We start from the raw sequence: 19,581 nt of genomic DNA, 5'->3' as shown, positions 1-19,581 counted from the left end.
TAAGCCAACTTTTACATGAAAATACTAGATAGGTATATACTTACGACCTACTTAAAAACATTTTTGACCGTGTTTATTATACTCATGTTCATTTTTGTTTTACAGGCTATCTGGCTGTACATAGGAGATTTAGCGGGTAAAGATTTAGATACATTTATAATTGTAAAATTATTGATGTATATCACTCCTACGTTGATACCTTTAATACTTCCACTTACAATTTTATTGGTTTCAATTATGGTTTTTGGGCAATTTGCTGAGAACTATGAGTTTGCAGCAATGAAATCTACTGGGATTTCATTGCAACGCGCAATGAAAAGTTTGAGCATTTTTATTGTATTACTTGGTATGGTTACTTTTATTTTCTCTAACAATGTGATCCCTTGGGCAAATCATAATGTTTATAATCTTCGGAAAAATATTGCACAGGTTAAACCAGCTTTAGCGATTACCAAAGGGCAATTTAATGAGATTGGAAATTTCAATATTAAAGTTGAGGATAAAAGCGGTGAAAATGGCGAAATACTTAAAAATGTAGTCATTCATAAAAAAGCAAGTAATAATGCTAAAAATAAAACGGTTATTATTTCTGAAAGTGGATTACTCAAAGGGAGCGAAGGTTCTAATATGCTACAATTAATCCTATACAATGGTAATTACTATGAAGACATTACAAATAGAGATCCTAAGCAAACCAAAAAAAAACCACACGCAAAAAGCTACTTTGAAGAATATATTATAAACGTTGATTTAGAAGGCTTAAATGATGTTGACATGGACGACCAAAGTTACGATAACAGGTATAACATGCTAAATGTTAATGATTTAAACTTTACTATTGACAGTTTATACAAAAAAAAGAATGAAGCTTCAAAAAACTTCTCTTCTACACTTTACAAAAGAACAGCAATCGCAACTTTAAATGACAATATCTCACCTAAAAAAGATTCTATTTATGATGGAGATATTTTAACCCTATTTAATGATAGAACAAAAGTTCAAATATTAGGCCTTGCAAACAACACAATCTCTAGCACAAAACAAATTATTAACTCTAATAAACAAAACTTTTTAGCTCAAACAAAATGGAGAAACAAACATATCATTTCTCTTCATGACAAGTATGTTTTAGGGCTTGCGTGTATTATTCTGTTTTTTGTTGGTGCTCCTCTAGGTGCTTTAATTAGAAAAGGTGGCATTGGCTTGCCTTTAGTAATTGCTATCCTCCTATTTTTAACATACCACTTCATTGGTATTTTTGCAAAAAACAGCTCGATGGATGATTCATTGAATCCTATAATAGCTACTTGGTTATCTACTGCTATTATGCTACCACTAAGTATTTATTTAACCAGACGAGCTACAAAGGACAGACCTTTATTTGAGTCTGACGGACTTTTAGACCCTCTAAAAAAACTTTTTGGCATCAAGAGTAAAACACTTGTTTTTGACACCAATGTATTAGATTCAAACTCTGAGGAATACAACACTCTAACCGGTTATGACAATAGTCAATTAATTGATGTTGTTAAGCACTACAGACAATACGACTATAATATTGCTTATAAAAATTCATCTGTTGCTATTCTAGAATCTAGAGGCATTACCAAACAAGAATTAAAGTTTGGAGGCAATCTAACCGACCATGAATATGAGGAATCTTTAAGACTAAAATATCAGTATGAAGAAAACTCAAAACTAGCATTTGTACTTTTTGTTATTTCTGTACTATTTATACTTCCTGGAGCTATTTTAAGAAATAATAATTTTCCAACTTTTGGAAACACCTTGTACATTATAGGTTTGATTATTGGTGTTGTATATCTATTTGCTTTTATTAAATCATTTATTGACCAATCAAACCTATATAAACATCTAGGTAAAAGTAATATTGGTAATGCACTTGTTTTTGTAATTCTTGGGTTACCGTTATATTTTGTCTTTTATTTCTTTCAGAAGAAAAAAATTAATCAGGATTTAAAAATTAGTGCGCTTAAAAAATCTGAAGTTCAATCAGAAATATCAGATCTCAAAGGTTTCAACTCTAAATACAATGATTATAGAACCTACGCTAAATATGCATTGATTTTTTTCTGTATAGCTGTTATTTTATTTATGTTACATTTTGTATTTAAAAACAATAAGCTTCCAGCAGCAACATCTGCATCAATAGAATTATCAGCTATTTCAGGATTGATTTTCCTAGTCTACTCAATAATCTCGTCTATTACATTTAAAAAATTATACACGTTCTTGAATCACTCAAAGAAGACTAATCATATTATCTTAACAATTTTAAGCCTTGTGATCTATCCAGTGGTTTATGTTTTAAGACAGAAGAAAATCTCTGAAGACTTTTCAGCAGAAAAAAAATAAGCTATATCTTTACATTTCAAAACAAACAATAATGACTACCAATACAGCACAACGAACATCAAAAACACAGTTAAATACCATTGAAGACGCCATTCAAGATATTAAACAGGGTAAAGTTATTATTGTTGTTGATGATGAAAACAGGGAAAATGAAGGCGATTTTCTAGCTGCTTCAAGTAAAATTACTCCAGAAACTATAAATTTCATGGCAACACATGGAAGAGGTCTTATTTGTGCTCCATTAACTGAGAGCAGATGTAAAGATCTTGACCTTCACATGATGGTAAATAATAATACAGATCCAATGGAAACTGCTTTTACGGTATCTGTTGATTTAAAAGGAAATGGTGTCACTACTGGAATATCTGCAAGCGATAGAGCAAAAACTGTTGAAGCACTTACAGACCCTAAAATTAGACCCTTTGAATTATCAAGACCAGGACACATTTTTCCGCTTGTAGCAAAAGATGGAGGTGTTTTAAGACGAACTGGTCATACGGAAGCTGCAATTGATTTTGCACGACTTGCTGGCTTAGAACCTGCAGGAGTTATTGTAGAAATCATGAATGAGGATGGCTCAATGGCTAGATTGCCTCAACTTTTAAAAGTTGCTAAAAAGTTTGATTTAAAAATTGTATCTATTGAAGATTTAGTCGCTTATCGTATGGAGCATGATTCTTTAATTGAAAAGAAAGAAGATTTTAATATAGAAACACGTTTTGGTCAATTTAGATTACGTGCATATCAACAAACTACAAACAATCAAATTCATATTGCATTAACAAAAGGTTCTTGGGCTAAAGATGAGCATGTATTAACTCGTATCAACGCAACATTGGTTAATAATGATATTTTAGGTACGCTAACTAACAATGCAGATGAAAAGCTTGATGATATGTTTAAAGTTATCAATACAGCAAAAAAAGGTGCAATTGTTTTTATCAACCAGCAATCTCAATCAATGAATTTACTAAAGCGTCTGAATATTTTAAAAGACAATCAAGTTGAAGGTGAAATAGTAAAAGCTCCTAGTATAGAAATGGACTCTAAAGATTTTGGTATTGGTGCTCAAATTCTTCATGATTTGAATATTCACAAATTAAAACTCATTACAAATACGCAACAAACTAAGCGTGTTGGGATGATTGGTTATGGATTAGAAATTGTGGAGTACGTCAATTACTAAAGACAAGATTTTATAGCATCTACCATTTTTGAAGCTCTAGTTCTAACTTCATCTTCCGTCCATGACATTTTTATTAGGCACGAGATATTTCGACCTATAAAATGATCAGACTGATCAAATGCTGTATTCTTAATATTTTCTAGACCTTTTTTAACTTCCGAAGATAAAGGAAACAAGGATTTTGAATCCTTAAGGTGGTTCCATTTTCTAACATAGTGCCAATTATTATCAAAATAATTCCAGCACACGTCAACGTTATTAACTTTAAAGGCTTCAATCACTTTTCTAGCAACCTCAAGATCTGGGAGAAAGAAATTCAAAAATGCATAGCTTTCTTCACCTCCTTCTGGCACACGTCTAAACATTGCTTCTGGTATTGCAGAAATAGCATCACGAAGTATTGTATAATTCTTTTTTTGAATGGCAATAAACTCAGGTAAGCGTCTTACTTGTGCCAATCCTACTGCTGCATGTAATTCTGAAATTCTAAAATTATAACCCAAAAACGGATGAGTTTCTGCTCCTCTATCATTTCCTATGTGGTCATGACCATGATCACTATAATGATCTGAATTGATGTAATACTCTTTATTATTTGTAATAACCGCTCCACCTTCTCCACAGGTAATGGTTTTAACAAAATCAAATGAAAAACAACCTAAATCTCCAATACTACCTAATGGTTGACCATTATAAGTACCACCTATAGCTTGGCAAGCATCTTCAACCAATAAAAGGTTGTGTTTAGTACAAATAATTTGAAGTGCGTTCAAATCACCCATGCTTCCGCACATTTGAACAATCATCACTGCTTTAGTCTTGGATGTAATTGCTGCTTCTACAGCTTTTGGATCTAACGTTAAAGTATCATCTATGTCAACTAAAACAGGAATTGCACCCAACATCATAATAGCTTCAAAACTCGCTACAAATGTAAATGTTGGCATAATAACCTCATCTCCTGCTCCAACACCTGCAGATGCTAACGCTACAGATACTGCTGCAGTTCCACTAGAGACTAATTGTACATGATTCGTTTTAAAGGTTTTAGCAAGTTCACTTTCTAGCTCTTTTGCTTTCCAATGACCATTTCGCATCCCATCAAAACCATAGCGCATTAATACGCCATTGTCTAAAACATCGTTAACTTCTTTACGCTCTAAGTCTCCAAATAATTCAAATCCAGGCATGTATAATTTAGATTTTTGAGTTTACTAAAGAAATAAAAGTCTTGATGTTTTCAGTATTAATTTCGGTTAAAGGATCACCAATCCTATCACTAAACTCACTTACAAGCGCTAAACCAGGTGCAGAAGGTTTATTGAGGTAATGGATTCCCAAACGCACGTTATAAGATTGTTTATTAGATATATCTAACTTTAATAATACAACTTTAGATGCTATGCTTTTAAATGCTTCCGAGGAAAAGAACTCTGTACTTAAAAGCTTAGATGCTTCAGTTTTTTTATTATCGGTAATAAAAGCTAAAATTGGTTTATTTTGAGTTTCAGACTGACTTAAAGCAGTTTTATAATCTGTTATCCAATTTGCTTTATCTTGAGCAGACAACTGTAAAGTAAAAGCAACTGCTAAAATGAATATTATTTTTTTCATTATATAAGGTATGTATTTGCGAAAATAATCGCCATTGTGTTTGAAACAAATATAATTAAATCAATACCACATAAAAAGGTTTTGTTTACATTTCTATAACTGCATCACCAAGATGTTTTCTTACTTTCTTAAAATCTGCAAACATATCATCTTCTGCTCTAAACCCAACCGGTAATAATAATACAGATTTAAGGTTTTTATCTTTAAGATTTAAAACATTATCAAACGCCTCTGGATTAAAACCTTCCATGGGACAAGAATCTATTTGCTCAATAGCGCAAACAGTCATTAAATTACCCAAAGCAATATAAGCCTGTTTTATAGACCATTCTTGGCGCTCTTTAATCGTCTTACCTTTCATCATCAATTTAAGATCTTCTCTAAAAGGTTTTAAAATGGTTTCCGGTGTTGCTCTTAAATCTTTAACATTGTCAAAATGGATATCTATATTTTCATCAGTAATATTATCTTCAATACAAATAATAAGCAAATGTGAAGCATCTGCTACTTGCATTTGATTATAAGCATGTGGCACCAAATCTCGCCTAATCTCTCTACCTTTTATAATCAAAAGGCTAATAGTTTGTAATCCAAAAGAAGTTGCTGTGAGATTAAATGCTTGTTTAAGTACATTTATTTTTTCTTCGGAAAGCTCTTTTGTAGCATCAAATTTTTTAGTAGCATATCGCCATTTCAACTGATCTATAATGTCCATATAGGTTATAATGTTTCTGCAAAAATAGGCTTTGATCTCTCAAAAATTCATTCAAGACAATAAAAAAATTCTATGGATGTATTAAAAATTTCAAAAAAATCAATTTTTATTTGACAGAATTAAAAAAGGGTTCTATATTTGCACTCGCATTTGGGGAATACCCAATGACACACTTTGGAGAGTTGGCAGAGTGGTCGAATGCGGCAGTCTTGAAAACTGTTGAGGGTCACACCTCCAGGGGTTCGAATCCCTTACTCTCCGCTTTAATTAAATGCTTCACATGATAAATGTGAAGCATTTTTTGATTTATGGGATTTGAGAGTATTGCTCTCAAATCCCATAAATCAAAAAATGTTTCAAAACCGTACTATCTTTTTACCAAAAATGAGATCATTTGTGTAAGCTAATAATCCTATTTCGAATAAATTACACTTTAAATTCAATCAAGATGTAACAATATTACAGATTATGAGCTTGTTTTAAATCCATCCAAAAGTTAAGACTTAATCTCGTTTTACTACATGCTTCTATTAAAATCATTATAAATAGTTAAGTTTTTTGTTTTGAATTAATCGTATTACATTTGGCACAATAAATGGTATTATCATCGTTATAACATTAAACCTAACTAAATGAAATTCTTTCTATCACTGCTAATCATATTGAGTTCTTATGTCTCAATAGCACAAAACAATACCATAGTTGCTGGAGAGAAACTAATATATACAGCATCCTACAATATGTCGGGTTTACTTAACGAGTTAGCACAAGTTACTATGGAAACTAGTGAGGTAAAAACATCTAAATCTACTTTATTAAAATTAAAATGTACTGCTGCAACATATAGTAAATGGGACAGTTTTTTTAAAATTAGAGATTTATATGAGAGCTATGTGAGTCCAAAAACATTAACTCCTTACTTATATAATAGAGATATTAGTGAAGGTGGTCATGAAAAATTCATGAAATATAAATTTAATCATAAAACTAGAATTGTTGCAAGTACAATGCGTAAGACAAGAGGTGATGGTTCAATATGGGAAGAAAATAAAACAGTTAAAATAGGAACTTCAACTCGTGATTTAGTCACCACTCTTTATCAAATTAGAAACTTAGACATCCACAAGGCAAGCATTGGTGATAGTCAAAATTTTACAATTCTCTTTGATAATAAAGAAACCGTTGTAAGAATTAAATACTTAAGTAAGGAAACTATAAATACTGTTTTAGGTAAAAAAGAATGTTACAAACTAGCTATTTCAATAAATAACAGTAACATACTTAAAGGTAATAATGACAATGTTATTTGGCTCACTGCAGATAAAAACAAAATACCTGTTTATGTTAAATTTAAAATAGCAGTTGGTAGTGGAGAATTAAAAATCAAATCAGCAACTGGCTTAAAATACTAATAACATGAAAAAAATATTTTTAATTCTAGGATTTATCACTTCTATTTTAGCTCTAATTCTTGCAGTAACACCATTATTTAAGATTGCATTTATACCAGCTATTGCTGCATTAGTTTTTGGAGTACTAACGTTAGTTCTTTCTAAAGACAAACAACAAAACAAAAAATCGATTCAGTTAGTTTTTTTAATTACAATTATTGCACTTGCACTTACAACTTACAAAACAGTGTTTACTAAGTCTGAAGTTGGAAATACAGAGCAAATGGAGCAAAAAGAAGAACAAATAGAAGAAGAATCAATAGAAGATCTTGAAGATATAGAAATTGATGATATTGATATTGAATAAATAATGCATAGTAACACTTCGGTATTACCTTTTTTTTCGTTTTATTTGAATCATAATCAGTCAATTATTCCATTCCCTCAATGAAATTTTATCTTGTTGCTTTATCATTAACATTAGTTGGCTCGTGTGCTACACTACGACATTCTGAAAAAATTGATCTACTCAAAGAAAGTATCGTTTTTGAAGATACTCAAACCGTAGACACATATCTAAAAACCATTACTAAAGAAGAATTAAAAGAGAACGTTTACGCCTTCTCTACAGATGAATTTCAAGGACGTAGAACAGGAGAACCTGGACATCATAAAGCTTCTAAGTTCATTAAGGATTACTACATTAAAGAACAAATCCCATCGCCTTTAGGTTCTAAATATTATCAAAGTATTCCGGAGTCCTATTTTTCCGGAGATATAAAAAACTCACAAAATGTTATCGCCTATATTAAAGGGAGCGAATTTCCGGAGGAAGTCATCATCATATCAGCGCATTCAGATCATGAAGGTTATACAGATACCGAAATTTTTAATGGCGCAGATGATAATGGCTCAGGAACAGCTGCAGTTATGGAAATGGCTCAAGCATTCAAAATAGCAACATTAGAAGGCCACAGACCTAAGCGTAGCATTGTTTTTTTACATCTTACAGGAGAAGAAGTTGGTCTTCATGGCTCTAGATATTACACACAATATCCAGTATTCTCAATGAAAAATACTGTTGCGAATCTTAATATTGATATGATTGGGCGAGTTGATGATGCACACAAAAATAACGAAAACTACGTGTATGTTATTGGAGCAGATCGTCTAAGTACAGAGTTACATTACATTTCAGAAGCTGCCAATAAACAGTTTACACATTTAGAACTAGATTATAAATTAAATAGTGAGAATGATCCCAACCGTTATTATTACAGATCAGACCATTATAATTTTGGTCAAAAAGGTGTACCAGTAATTTTCTATTTCAATGGTGAACACGAAGATTATCACAAACCTACAGATACACCAGAAAAAATCAATTATGAAGTCTTAGAAAAGCGAACAAAACTCATTTTCGCTACCGCTTGGTATTTGGCAAATTCTAAAAAGAGAATCATCATTGATCAAGACTCTTAATGAGTTGTTAAAATTTGTATAAAGACATACTAGCTTGACAAAAACTCAAGTAGATTTTTGTAATATCGTGCTACTAATTCACGTAACACTCAAATAATGAAAACATCATTAAATAGCTTAGCTGCAGCTTTCCTTTTTGTAGCTTGTGGTAGTTCAAATCAAAAAACAGCAAATAAAGCTCCTGCAGATCCAACAATTTACGGTAACACTATTACATCTACCGAATTAAAAGAAATGCTCTACACCTATGCTTCAGATGAGTTTGAAGGACGTGAAACAGGAGAACCTGGTCAAAAGAAAGCAGTAGAATATATAAAGGATCAATATGTAAAAATGGGAATCCCTTCTCCTCTATCAGGTGATGACTATTTTCAAGAAGTACCATTAGAAAAACAAAAAGCGCCACAAGTTAATCTATCTGTTAACGGAAAAACAATGGAAAACTACACAGATTTTCTAGTTTTAGGAAGTGCAGATACTCAGCAATTAGATATTAATGAAGTGGTTTATATTGGCTACGGAATTGATACTGAAAACTACTCAGATTATAGAGACCAAGATATTTTAGGGAAAATCGTAATCTTCAAAGCTGGAGAACCTAAAGATCCTGAAGGTAATTATATCACTTCAGGCTCTACAGAAGAAACAAAATGGAGTTCAGGACGTGCTTCACTCTCATCAAAACGAGATGCAGCAAAAGAGAATGGTGCCAAAGCAGCCATCTTTGTTAATCAAGATATGATTGAACAGTATGGTCCATACTATCAAAGAATTGCAGCCTCAGGAACAGCTGGTAGAATCTCGTTAAAAAGTAATGAAGCTCCAATGTTATTCATGATAGCTAATGAAAAATTAGGACTAGAAATCTATCCTGGGATAATGAAATCTGATGTTAAAAAAACAGTAGAAACAAAAATTACTGGTGCTATAAAAAGTCAATCAGAAGAAGTTAATTCTGAAAACGTGGTTGCATTCATAAAAGGAACTGAAAAACCAGACGAGATCGTTGTACTCTCTGCTCATTTAGATCACGAAGGTATTAAAGACGGAAAAATTTATAATGGTGCAGATGATGATGGATCTGGTACTGTAGCTCTTTTAGAAATTGCCGAAGCGTTTAAGGATGCTGCAGATAAAGGTGATGGACCAAAACGTTCTATCTTATTTTTACATGTTACAGGAGAAGAAAAAGGATTGTTAGGCTCTAGACATTATTCAGATAATGACCCAATTTTTCCATTAAAAAATACAGTTGTAGATTTAAATATCGATATGATTGGTCGTACAGATCCAAAACGTGAAGGAGACAGAAACTACCTTTACCTCATTGGTAGTGATAAATTAAGTACTGAATTACATAACATTTCCGAAGAAGCAAATAAAAAATACACAAATATCGTTTTAGATTACACCTACAATGACGATAATGATCCAAACCGTTTCTATTACAGAAGTGACCATTATAACTTTGCAAAAAACAACATTCCAGTAATTTTCTATTTCAATGGTACGCATGATGATTATCATAAACCAAGTGATACGCCAGATAAAATTCAATATGATTTATTAGAGAACAGAACACGATTGGTATTTTATACAGCATGGGAAATTGCAAATCGTGATGGCAGACTTATCGTAGATAAAGCAGAAATTAAGTAATATTGGGCGTTACCCAAAAGGGTCGTGCTTTCGGTAGTCGCTCTCTACGAGGAGCTCCAACAAATACCTCAATCGCTAACGCAAAAACGAAGGTTCAAGATAAATTTTCAATATCTTGGACCTTTATTTTTTTCCATTACTAATATCAAACAAATGACAAACGAATCCCCAAGACTCAAAATAGGTGAAGGTAAAATTAGCGGTTACCTATCCGTTTTTTTAGCTATCGTATCCTTAGGTTTTGTTATCTGCGCCTATTTTCCAGATACTTTTACAACCAAAGATTTTAGAAAAATCTATAATCCGCAAATCGTAAAATGGTCTATTCTTGGTGCTTTGATATTATCATTTGTATTCGCATTTACCAGTTTCATTTTAAGCAAGAAAAAACGCTACGGATTCACATCAACACTTATAATTGCTGCAACCATTTTAATAGGTACAGCATTACCAGAAGGTTCAGGAATTCAAGATAAAACCTTTACTATTGGTTTAGATTGGTTACTCATTGATGTATTAGTTTCTGCAATTGTATTTATTCCTATAGAGTTGTTTTTACCAAAACGTTTAAACCAAACCAAGTTTCATGAAGAGTGGCGAACAGATTTGGTTTATTTTATTGTAAGTCATTTATTCATTCAAATCATTGGAGTTATTGTTCAGTTTCCAGCAACAACAATGTTTGCTAATATTGGATTAGAAAGCTTTCAAAACACCATTCAATCCATTCCTTTTTTACCGCAATTGTTTGTAGCATTATTAGTCTCCGATTTATTTCAATATACTGCACATTACTTCTTTCACAAGATTCCCTATTTATGGCGTTTTCATGCAGTACACCATTCTACAAAAAACCTAGATTGGTTAGCAGGATCTCGTACTCACTTTTTTGATTTAGTCGTGGTAAGATCGATGTCATTTATTCCAATTTACGTTTGCGGTTTTGACAGCTCTGTATTTTTCACATATATCGTTATTGTGTCTTTTCAAGCAGTTTTAGCGCATGCAAACACAAGAATAAACTTCGGTTTTTTAAAATATGTATTTGTCACACCACAATTTCATCATTGGCATCACTCTGACGATCCAAAAGCTTATGATAAAAACTTTGCCATCCATTTCCCTTTTATAGATATGATTTTTGGCACCTATTATGATCAAGGTACAGATTGGCCAGAAAGCACAGGATTGGGTGATGTTCATTATCCAAAAGGATTCTCTAAGCAATTTGTGTATCCTTTTGTTAAAAACCCTCAAGAGGATTTAGAAAATGCTAGTGAGCGTTAGTTTAATACTACTATTAATAAAAAAGGTCTTCGATTAAAATTGAAGACCTTTTACTTTTTGGGAGAAACACTTAATTTAATTCTACTACGTTCATTATTAATGCCTCGCTCTATTTGTAGTAACTCAATAGCATATACAAAAAAAGCTCCTCATTTCTGAGAAGCTTTGTCATTCTGGGTGGAAGACCGGGTTCGAACCGGCGACTTTCGGTACCACAAACCGACGCTCTAACCAACTGAGCTACAACCACCATTTGGACGCATTTTTCAATGCGTGTGCAAATGTAAAATAATTCACAGTTACTACAAAGACTTTTTTTTAAAATTATTCAATTTAATAGATAACTATAAAATAATCAAGTCCATATAAGGCTGTAAACTATTAATACTCCTATTATTTCCTAAAAACAGTTTACTTAAGAAATTGTCAAATAAGTAGCATGATAAAAGATACTGATGTACTTAATCTATTTCAAATCAAATAAGCTATCTACAGCAACGTAACGTTCTACTGTAAAGCCTTCGGCATAATCTACGCCTATTAAACGACCTAAATCGCTAGCTCTATATTTAATACTGTCTGTGAAATTTTTACTCGTTATAGGTGTTTGAGGTTCAGTACTCTTTGGGTCATAGAACTGTGTTTTATAAGCAAAAACAGAAGCTATTTTAGAATCTATATATCCTGTAATATCTACAGCAAAGTCTGGTTCTATATTTTTCCATTGGATATAATGATAGACATACTTTGGTCTCCATTTATCTTGAGATTTTCCGTCAAGCTCAGTTTCTATTTTTATAAGTCCGCTTAAAAAACAAGCATCACTCACCAATTTACTCCCTTTTCCATGGTCAATATGTCGATCATCAATAGCATTACACAATACAATCTCTGGTTGGTATTTACGAATCATTTTAATAACCTCCAATTGGTGTTCTTTATCATTGACAAAAAAACCGTCTGCGAATCCTAAATTTTCTCGTGCTTGAACACCTAATATTTTTGCAGCATCACTAGCTTCTTGATCTCTTGTTTGCGCTGTACCACGTGTTCCTAATTCGCCACGTGTTAAATCTACAAGACCTACTTTTTTTCCGTTAGCGATTTCTTTAGCTATGGTGCCTCCACATCCTAATTCTATATCATCTGGATGGGCACCAAATGCGAGTATGTCTAATTTCATCTTTAATTTTTTATTGTCGAAAGTAATATTTGACGCCTTTTAATTTAAAAAAGAGCTTCTACACCAAAATACTCAACGAAGTTAAGTTGATATTTATTAATAAAACAAAGCTAATATTTATAACTCAATATTTCTCACTCGTTTTCGTAAATGTTATATGCATAAATATATAGCAAATATAGATAATATGGCAAAAGTAATGAGTATACCAATACCATGATATATGTCATATTTATTGCTTGTTGTTGTATATAACTTTATACAATAAATTAACCACCAAAAATCAATACATGACACTCATGCTTATCATATTAACGTTAACAATTCTATTTTTCGTTTGGGGAAAGTTCACACCAGATATTGTAGCCTTAGTATCTATGTTAAGTTTATTCTTATTTGGAATATTAGATCTCAGTGAAACCTTAAGTGGTTTTAGTAACCCTACAGTAATTATGATTGCTTCATTATTTATAATTGGTGAAGGACTCTCACAAACAGGATGGACAGCTTTAGCTGGTAAAAAACTCATTGAATGGGCAGGAAAAAGTGTGCCTAAATTATTAGTTATTGTAACTTTTGGCGCAGGAATTCTTTCTGGTTTTGTAAGCAATACAGGTACAGTTGCTACCTTATTACCTGTAACAGTATCATCGGCTTGGAGCATTGGCACCATGCCTTCAAAAATATTAATGCCAATGGCATTTGGCTCTAACACAGGTGGTTTATTAACCTTAACTGGAACGCCTCCAAATATCATCGTAAATAATACACTAATTGATTCTGGTTACGATGGGTTTTCATTTTTTGAGTTTTCATTAATTGGCATTCCTCTATTAATCATTGCTATACTCTATTTCAAGTTTATTGGGTTTAAATTATTACCAAATCGTAAAACGAATAATAAGCCAGTAGATATAAATACAACACTTCACAAATGGATTGAGGCCTATAAAATTGAAAATGATTATTACAGATTAAGAATACGTTCTGTCTCTCCTTTACTTGACACAAAAATTAGTGAATGGAACTTCGAAAATGATTATCAAGTTAATATTATACGCTTAAAACGAAGACATCCTAATCTTTTAAAAGGCACGTATCAATTTATAGAATTTCCTAGTCCTGAAACTGAAATGCGCTATCACGACATTATTACGGTTAAAGGTGATACAGAAGCTATTAACAAACTCATGATCAAATTTCGATTAGGCTTATTACCTGCAGAGCCCGTAAAAGATGAACTGAGAAATAACTTAATAAATCAAGAAGTTGGCATGTCTGAAGTATTAGTCACACAAAATTCATCACTAGTAGGTAAAGACATTAAACTCAACCAATATTTTAATCGCTATGGCATTCAGTTACTAGCAACCTCTAGACATAGAAAACCATTTATTGAAGAAACCATGCGTGTTGAAGCTGGTGACGGTTTTATTATTAGAGGACAATGGCAAGACATAGAACAGCTCAAAAACCAACATGAGAATATTGTGATTTGCGGTAGTCCAGAAGGTATGGCTAAAACAATAGATAACATCACTCCAAAATCTTATATCGCATTATCTGCTTTGGTATTGATGATTGTTTTATTAGTTATTGATGTCGTTCCTGGCGCTATTGCTGCATTAATATCTGCAGGTGTAGTTTTGCTAACAGGTTGCGTTCCTATAAATAAAGCTTATAAAGGTATCAGTTGGATGAGCGTGGTTATGATTGCTGCAATGATACCTATGGGAATTGCACTCCAAAAAACAGGAACAGCCCAATTTATTGCAAATGGGATTATTAGTTTTTTAGGTGATGCAAGTCCAATATATTTGATCATTGGAATCTTTCTATTAACAACTACCTTCAGTCAATTCATTAATAATTCGGCTACAGCAGTTCTTATGGCTCCAATTGTTGTTTTGGCAGCAAATGCATTACAAATTAGACCAGAACCCTTAATGATTACCGTAGCTATAAGTGCCTCTACAGCATTTTTAACACCAATTGGCACAACAACCAATGCTATGGTTTTAGTCGCAGGAGGTTATAAGTTTTCCGATTATTTTAAAGTTGGATTTCCATTATTACTATTATTTCTGGCTACCACAGCATTACTAGTGCCATTAATTTGGCCATTTTAAATTGTTAACCTTTTAAATTATATATATTATGAAACAGCAAACAGTAACTCCAACGAATTCCGATTTGAGCGTCTACAACCTCAAAAACGTGACAGCGCATTGGAATCTTTCTCCAGAAGAACTACAACGTATTACCATTGAAAAAGGCATGGGAAAAGAAACAAATAATGGAACTCTTGCGGTAAATACAGGAAAATACACAGGTAGATCTCCTCAAGATCGTTTTATTGTAAAAGATGACTATACTAAAGATAAAGTATGGTGGGGAAAAACCAATAAAGCGATATCTCAAGAAAATTTTGACTATTTACAATCGGAAATAGAAAAATACCTCAGCGGTAAAGAGATTTATGTGAGAGACAGTTATGTTTGTGCAGATCCTAGATTTAAAACCAATGTAAGAACAGTAACCGAATATCCATGGTCTAACATGTTTGCTTATAATATGTTCTTAAGACCTGAAGCTAAAGAACTTGAAAACTTTCAAGAAGAATGGCTCGTACTCTGTGCTCCAGGTTACGAAGCAAAAAACTTTGAAAAACACGGGTTACGTCAAGGTAATTTCTCAGTTTTAAATTTCTCTAAAAAAATAGCTCTTATTGGTGGCTCTGCATATACAGGAGAAATTAAAAAAGGTATTTTTTCTTCTTTAAACTTCATTTTACCTGTTGAAAGGGATGTGCTACCAATGCACTGTTCTGCAAATGTTGGTAAAGATGGAGATACTGCTATTTTCTTCGGACTTTCAGGAACTGGAAAAACAACCTTATCTGCAGATCCTGACCGTAAACTCATTGGTGATGATGAACATGGTTGGGCAGATGATAACTCTATTTTCAATTTTGAAGGTGGCTGTTATGCAAAAGTAATAGATCTTTCCGAAGAAAAAGAACCAGATATTTACAGAGCAATTAAACCAGGTGCTATTTTAGAGAATGTCATTTTTAAAGACAATGGAGAAGTCGATTATATGGATAGCAGCATAACGCAAAACACACGTGTAAGCTACCCTATTTATCATATTGATAATATCCAAAAACCATCTTATGCTGTAAATCCTACAAATATCTTTTTCTTAACCTGTGATGCTTTTGGTGTATTACCTCCAGTATCTAAATTAACTCCTGGCCAAGCTGCATACCATTTTATCTCTGGATATACTGCAAAAGTAGCAGGAACAGAAGCAGGTATTACAGAACCTGTACCATCGTTTTCTGCTTGTTTTGGAGAACCGTTTATGCCATTACATCCAACAGTATATGCTGAGATGTTAAGTAAAAAAATGCAAGATGCAGGTGTTAATGTATGGCTAATAAACACAGGTTGGAGTGGTGGACCTTATGGTGTTGGTTCTCGTATTAAACTGAAATACACTAGAGCAATGATTACAGCTATTTTAGAAGGAAAATTAGATAAAGCGGAATTTAACCAACATCCAATATTTGGATTATTTATGCCAAAAGAATGTGATGGTGTTCCAACTGAACTATTAGATCCTATGAATACTTGGGTTGATAAGGCTGCATATATTAGTAAATCTATACAATTGGCACACTCGTTTCATTTAAATTTTGAAAAATTTGCAAGTCAGGCATCAAATCAAATCATTGAAGGTGGACCATTAATTGATGAACATCATCATTTAAATGATCACATATAAATATTGAGGGAAAAATGAGGTTAGCAAAATTTAAACTAAAAGGTTAATGAATAATAAACTGTTAGCCTCATTTTTATCTATTAATTCCCAAGTTTTAAAAGATTTAAAAGATTTAAAATGAAATACTATTTTACACTCATAGTCTTTTGTACTGCTATCGTATTGGGTCATTCACAAGTAAATCCTGAAAAACAACTAGGAAGCTGGTACATGCTCTATGGGACATTTCGCGTGTCAGACAAAATAAGCATAAATACAGGTATAGAATTAAGATATTATGAGATCATTACTAATTACAATCTCGATTTATTTGGGACAGGAATGAGCTATCATATAAACCCAAAAACAGCATTAACGGTTAATTATAGCTATTTGGATATTGATCGTAGTATAGAATTCACCGAAATAAGTAACACGATTGAACATCGGCTTTACGAACAAATTAACAACAAACATAATTTGTGGAATCTCCCTATAAATCATAGACTTCGCATAGAACATCGTTTTTTACATACTATTAATGATAATACAATCCAAAACCGGTTACGCTACCGATTAGGCACAAAAATCAAATTAAACAAAACATTGTACATCGCAGTAAGCAATGAAATCTTTGTAAATTTCACAGAGGATGTTTTCAGAGAAAATAGAACTTATGCAGCCTTAGGAATTAGGCTTCATAAAACCCTAAAATTACAGTTGGGTTATATGAAACAACATATCAATAATTTAAACTTAGACCGCTTGCAGATTGGCATATACCTCAATACAGATTTAAGGAAAACACAATAATCTAATACATAGATTTATGCTTTAGATTTCCAGTCTTCTTGCTCCTTTTCTGTTAAAAACGTCCAAGCCACTACTCTACTTATTTTATTACCTAAAGCGATTTGCAGAATTTTAAAATCTGTTGCTCCAAGTTTTTTTAATGAAGTTTCCATACTTAAAACATGTTGTGTTCTAGAAACCAAACAGGTATACCAAAAACAATTCGTTTTAAGAAGTGAACTTTGATACAAATAATTATGTACAAAGGCTTTTTCTCCTCCTGGATACCACAACTCTTTTGCTGTACCACTAAAATTACGAACCACTTTACTGGTTTGTTTGCCTAATCCTTTTTGTTTAAGTAATGTACTTTCATTAGCGTGTTCTTCATCTTTATAGAATGGCGGATTACACATCGCTGCATTTACTTTCTCTGTAGGTTTTAAAATTCCGGTCAGGATGTTTTGCTCATTGTCTTGATGACGCAATTCTATGGATTTACTGAGTTTATTTTTAATTATTATTGTTTGAGCAGCCTTGATGGCTTGTTTGTCGATTTCCGAAGCTATAAAACGCCAACCATATTCTGCATGTCCTAAAAGCGGATAAATACAAGATGCTCCTGTCCCTATATCTAATACTGTGATTTTATCTTTAACACCTGATTTTTTAAGCAAATTATGTATGACATGAATATATTCTACACGACCTGGAATTGGCGGACATAAATTAGCATCAGGAAATTCCCAATAGTCAATTCCGTAATGCTCTTTCAGTAAGGCTGTATTTAACGATTTTACTGCTTTAGGATTAGCGAAGTCAATGGTTACATTTCCGAAGGAATTAGTAAAAATAAATTCTTCTAGTTTTGGAGAACTCTGTACTAAAAGTTCAAAATCGTAACCTTTAGAATGTTTATTATTTTTATGCAAAAGAGATGGTTTTAGTGTTATTAATTGCTTGCGCAATATCGGCTTTTAAATCTTTAAATGTTTCTATACCTACGGAAAATCGTATCAATTGATTACTAATCCCAACAACATCACGTTGCTCTTGCGTTAGTAATGCGTGAGACGTTTGAGATGGTAGCAACATCGTGCTCTCAACACCTGCTAAACTCATGGATGGTTTGATTAAATGGAGCTGTTTCATAAAAGCCATCGCGTCTATACCTTCAACGAGCTCAAAAGACATCATGGCACCAAAATCGTGCATTTGTTCTTTTGCTAATTGATGTTCTGGATGACTTTTTAAACCTGGATAATAGACTTTAGAAACGTCTTCGTGTTTGTTTAAAAACTTAGCTAGTTTACGAGCATTTTTATTCTGTGCTTTCACACGAAGTGCTAAAGTTTTCATACTACGCTCTAACATCCAAACGGTCATATCACTTAAGCTTCCTCCTAGGTTTTTAGAGACGTTCCAAATGCGATCCATATGTTCTTTAGAACTCGCAACTGCTCCAGCCAAGATATCACTGTGGCCTCCTAAATATTTGGTTGCTGAGTGCATCACGATATCAATACCTAAATCTATTGGATTTTGATTTACAGGACTTGCAAATGTATTATCGATTGTCGTGACAATGCCTTTTGATTTTGCTAAATTAGCAACGCCTTTTATATCTGTAATGGTTAATAAAGGGTTAGAAGGTGTCTCGATGTGAATCAATTTGGTGTTGGGTTGAATTGCTGCTTCAAAATCTGAAACCGCATAACCATTGGTAAAAGTATACTCAATACCATATTTATGGAATTCCTCACGAATAAAATTACTCGTTCCTCCATATAAAGTGTTTTGAACGACGATATGATCTCCTGTTTGTAAAAAAGCGAGAAACATGTGGCTTATGGCTGCCATTCCGCTTCCAAAAATCATGGCAGATTCAGTATGCTCTAATGCTGCTATTTTTTTAGCTAAAAACTCTTGATTTGGAGTATTAAAATATCGTGGATAACGCTTAACATCAACATCATCAAACTCATAAGATGTAGATAAATAGATAGGTGAAATTGCACCTTTAAACTGCTCATCTTTTATTTCACCTACGTGAGTACAAATGGTATTTAAGCCTAATTTTTTCTTTGACATACGTTCTTAATTTGCAACTCTAAAATTACAAAAAAGA

The 19,581-nt window shown here is 32.6% G+C and carries 16 protein-coding genes and 2 tRNA genes; 11 read left to right on the top strand and 7 right to left on the bottom strand.

Translation table 11 applies throughout. From position 1 onward, the window contains the following. Positions 1 to 15: 15 nt before the first annotated feature. Both IM744_RS08195 and ribB read left to right on the top strand, forming a co-directional pair. Positions 16 to 2,376 (top strand): LptF/LptG family permease, encoded by a 2,361-nt coding sequence (locus tag IM744_RS08195; protein WP_194507641.1) that lies wholly within the window; start codon positions 16 to 18, stop codon positions 2,374 to 2,376. Between the two features lie 31 nt (positions 2,377 to 2,407). Beyond that, complete coding sequence (ribB, locus tag IM744_RS08190; RefSeq protein ID WP_194507640.1) at positions 2,408 to 3,562, top strand: 3,4-dihydroxy-2-butanone-4-phosphate synthase; 1,155 nt, start codon at positions 2,408 to 2,410, stop codon at positions 3,560 to 3,562. Here the strand turns inward: ribB and IM744_RS08185 are convergent. The 3 genes from IM744_RS08185 to IM744_RS08175 all read right to left on the bottom strand — a co-directional run bounded on the left by IM744_RS08185 (position 3,559) and on the right by IM744_RS08175 (position 5,891). Then, positions 3,559 to 4,752, bottom strand: a complete 1,194-nt coding sequence (locus IM744_RS08185; protein WP_194507639.1) for a DegT/DnrJ/EryC1/StrS family aminotransferase — start codon at positions 4,750 to 4,752, stop codon at positions 3,559 to 3,561. The two genes, ribB and IM744_RS08185, sit on opposite strands and share 4 nt — an antisense overlap. 7 nt (positions 4,753 to 4,759) lie before the next feature. Next, the gene (locus IM744_RS08180; RefSeq protein WP_194507638.1) at positions 4,760 to 5,176 is read right to left on the bottom strand and encodes a thioredoxin family protein; all 417 of its coding nucleotides are present in this window, start codon (positions 5,174 to 5,176) and stop codon (positions 4,760 to 4,762) included. An 85-nt stretch (positions 5,177 to 5,261) separates the two neighbouring features. After that, positions 5,262 to 5,891, bottom strand: a complete 630-nt coding sequence (locus tag IM744_RS08175) for an NAD(P)H-dependent oxidoreductase (RefSeq protein WP_194507637.1) — start codon at positions 5,889 to 5,891, stop codon at positions 5,262 to 5,264. 176 nt (positions 5,892 to 6,067) lie between these two features. Between IM744_RS08175 and IM744_RS08170 the strand changes: the two genes are divergently transcribed. The 6 genes from IM744_RS08170 (at position 6,068) to IM744_RS08145 (ending at position 11,710) form a co-directional block, all read left to right on the top strand. Next, positions 6,068 to 6,152, top strand: a tRNA-Ser gene (locus IM744_RS08170). A gap of 371 nt (positions 6,153 to 6,523) precedes the next feature. Further along, positions 6,524 to 7,303, top strand: coding sequence for a DUF3108 domain-containing protein (locus tag IM744_RS08165; protein ID WP_194507636.1), 780 nt, complete (start codon positions 6,524 to 6,526; stop codon positions 7,301 to 7,303). Positions 7,304 to 7,307: 4 nt separating this feature from the next. Beyond that, entirely contained in the window at positions 7,308 to 7,649 is a 342-nt protein-coding gene (locus IM744_RS08160; RefSeq protein ID WP_194507635.1) for an FUSC family protein, read from the top strand. An 80-nt stretch (positions 7,650 to 7,729) separates the two neighbouring features. Further along, the gene (locus IM744_RS08155; protein ID WP_194507634.1) at positions 7,730 to 8,764 is read left to right on the top strand and encodes a M28 family metallopeptidase; all 1,035 of its coding nucleotides are present in this window, start codon (positions 7,730 to 7,732) and stop codon (positions 8,762 to 8,764) included. Between the two features lie 96 nt (positions 8,765 to 8,860). Next, the gene (locus IM744_RS08150; RefSeq protein WP_194507633.1) at positions 8,861 to 10,423 is read left to right on the top strand and encodes a M28 family peptidase; all 1,563 of its coding nucleotides are present in this window, start codon (positions 8,861 to 8,863) and stop codon (positions 10,421 to 10,423) included. Between the two features lie 153 nt (positions 10,424 to 10,576). Beyond that, a complete protein-coding gene (locus tag IM744_RS08145) occupies positions 10,577 to 11,710 on the top strand; it encodes a sterol desaturase family protein (protein WP_194507632.1) in 1,134 nt (377 codons plus the stop codon). Between the two features lie 175 nt (positions 11,711 to 11,885). On the opposite strand, the gene IM744_RS08140 is transcribed toward IM744_RS08145, so the two are convergent. Both IM744_RS08140 and bshB1 read right to left on the bottom strand, forming a co-directional pair. Beyond that, a tRNA-His gene (locus IM744_RS08140) sits at positions 11,886 to 11,961 on the bottom strand. A 215-nt stretch (positions 11,962 to 12,176) separates the two neighbouring features. Next, positions 12,177 to 12,893 carry a bacillithiol biosynthesis deacetylase BshB1 gene (gene bshB1, locus IM744_RS08135; protein ID WP_194507631.1) on the bottom strand — a complete coding sequence of 239 codons (717 nt, stop codon included), beginning with the start codon at positions 12,891 to 12,893 and terminating at the stop codon, positions 12,177 to 12,179. A 290-nt stretch (positions 12,894 to 13,183) separates the two neighbouring features. Here bshB1 and IM744_RS08130 point away from each other — a divergent pair, with 290 nt between their 5' ends. From IM744_RS08130 to IM744_RS08120, 3 genes are all read left to right on the top strand, one after another. Continuing rightward, complete coding sequence (locus IM744_RS08130; protein ID WP_194507630.1) at positions 13,184 to 15,022, top strand: SLC13 family permease; 1,839 nt, start codon at positions 13,184 to 13,186, stop codon at positions 15,020 to 15,022. A gap of 28 nt (positions 15,023 to 15,050) precedes the next feature. Further along, positions 15,051 to 16,682: a phosphoenolpyruvate carboxykinase (ATP) gene (gene pckA, locus IM744_RS08125; RefSeq protein ID WP_194507629.1), complete on the top strand. Its 1,632-nt coding sequence runs from the start codon at positions 15,051 to 15,053 to the stop codon at positions 16,680 to 16,682. Between the two features lie 117 nt (positions 16,683 to 16,799). Then, positions 16,800 to 17,474 (top strand): DUF2490 domain-containing protein, encoded by a 675-nt coding sequence (locus tag IM744_RS08120; RefSeq protein ID WP_194507628.1) that lies wholly within the window; start codon positions 16,800 to 16,802, stop codon positions 17,472 to 17,474. A gap of 14 nt (positions 17,475 to 17,488) precedes the next feature. Here the strand turns inward: IM744_RS08120 and rlmF are convergent, their stop codons facing one another. Further along, the gene (rlmF, locus tag IM744_RS08115; RefSeq protein ID WP_194507627.1) at positions 17,489 to 18,385 is read right to left on the bottom strand and encodes a 23S rRNA (adenine(1618)-N(6))-methyltransferase RlmF; all 897 of its coding nucleotides are present in this window, start codon (positions 18,383 to 18,385) and stop codon (positions 17,489 to 17,491) included. Further along, positions 18,378 to 19,544 (bottom strand): trans-sulfuration enzyme family protein, encoded by a 1,167-nt coding sequence (locus IM744_RS08110; RefSeq protein WP_194507626.1) that lies wholly within the window; start codon positions 19,542 to 19,544, stop codon positions 18,378 to 18,380. The genes rlmF and IM744_RS08110 overlap by 8 nt, the downstream gene beginning before the upstream one ends. Positions 19,545 to 19,581: the final 37 nt, after the last annotated feature.

It is taken from the genome of Psychroserpens luteus (assembly GCF_015319355.1).
Lineage (GTDB): Bacteria > Bacteroidota > Bacteroidia > Flavobacteriales > Flavobacteriaceae > Psychroserpens > Psychroserpens luteus.
The sequence above is the reverse complement of the archived record's forward strand: the minus strand, read 5'-3'. Positions and strand labels throughout refer to the sequence as shown.

Excerpts from the sequence above, each read along its gene's own strand:
- IM744_RS08195 (WP_194507641.1), top strand. The coding sequence starts at position 16 with ATGAAAATACTAGATAGGTATATACTTACGACCTACTTAAAAACATTT.
- ribB (WP_194507640.1), top strand. The coding sequence starts at position 2,408 with ATGACTACCAATACAGCACAACGAACATCAAAAACACAGTTAAATACC.
- IM744_RS08185 (WP_194507639.1), bottom strand. The coding sequence starts at position 4,752 with ATGCCTGGATTTGAATTATTTGGAGACTTAGAGCGTAAAGAAGTTAAC.
- IM744_RS08180 (WP_194507638.1), bottom strand. The coding sequence starts at position 5,176 with ATGAAAAAAATAATATTCATTTTAGCAGTTGCTTTTACTTTACAGTTG.
- IM744_RS08175 (WP_194507637.1), bottom strand. The coding sequence starts at position 5,891 with ATGGACATTATAGATCAGTTGAAATGGCGATATGCTACTAAAAAATTT.
- IM744_RS08165 (WP_194507636.1), top strand. The coding sequence starts at position 6,524 with ATGAAATTCTTTCTATCACTGCTAATCATATTGAGTTCTTATGTCTCA.
- IM744_RS08160 (WP_194507635.1), top strand. The coding sequence starts at position 7,308 with ATGAAAAAAATATTTTTAATTCTAGGATTTATCACTTCTATTTTAGCT.
- IM744_RS08155 (WP_194507634.1), top strand. The coding sequence starts at position 7,730 with ATGAAATTTTATCTTGTTGCTTTATCATTAACATTAGTTGGCTCGTGT.
- IM744_RS08150 (WP_194507633.1), top strand. The coding sequence starts at position 8,861 with ATGAAAACATCATTAAATAGCTTAGCTGCAGCTTTCCTTTTTGTAGCT.
- IM744_RS08145 (WP_194507632.1), top strand. The coding sequence starts at position 10,577 with ATGACAAACGAATCCCCAAGACTCAAAATAGGTGAAGGTAAAATTAGC.
- bshB1 (WP_194507631.1), bottom strand. The coding sequence starts at position 12,893 with ATGAAATTAGACATACTCGCATTTGGTGCCCATCCAGATGATATAGAA.
- IM744_RS08130 (WP_194507630.1), top strand. The coding sequence starts at position 13,184 with ATGACACTCATGCTTATCATATTAACGTTAACAATTCTATTTTTCGTT.
- pckA (WP_194507629.1), top strand. The coding sequence starts at position 15,051 with ATGAAACAGCAAACAGTAACTCCAACGAATTCCGATTTGAGCGTCTAC.
- IM744_RS08120 (WP_194507628.1), top strand. The coding sequence starts at position 16,800 with ATGAAATACTATTTTACACTCATAGTCTTTTGTACTGCTATCGTATTG.
- IM744_RS08110 (WP_194507626.1), bottom strand. The coding sequence starts at position 19,544 with ATGTCAAAGAAAAAATTAGGCTTAAATACCATTTGTACTCACGTAGGT.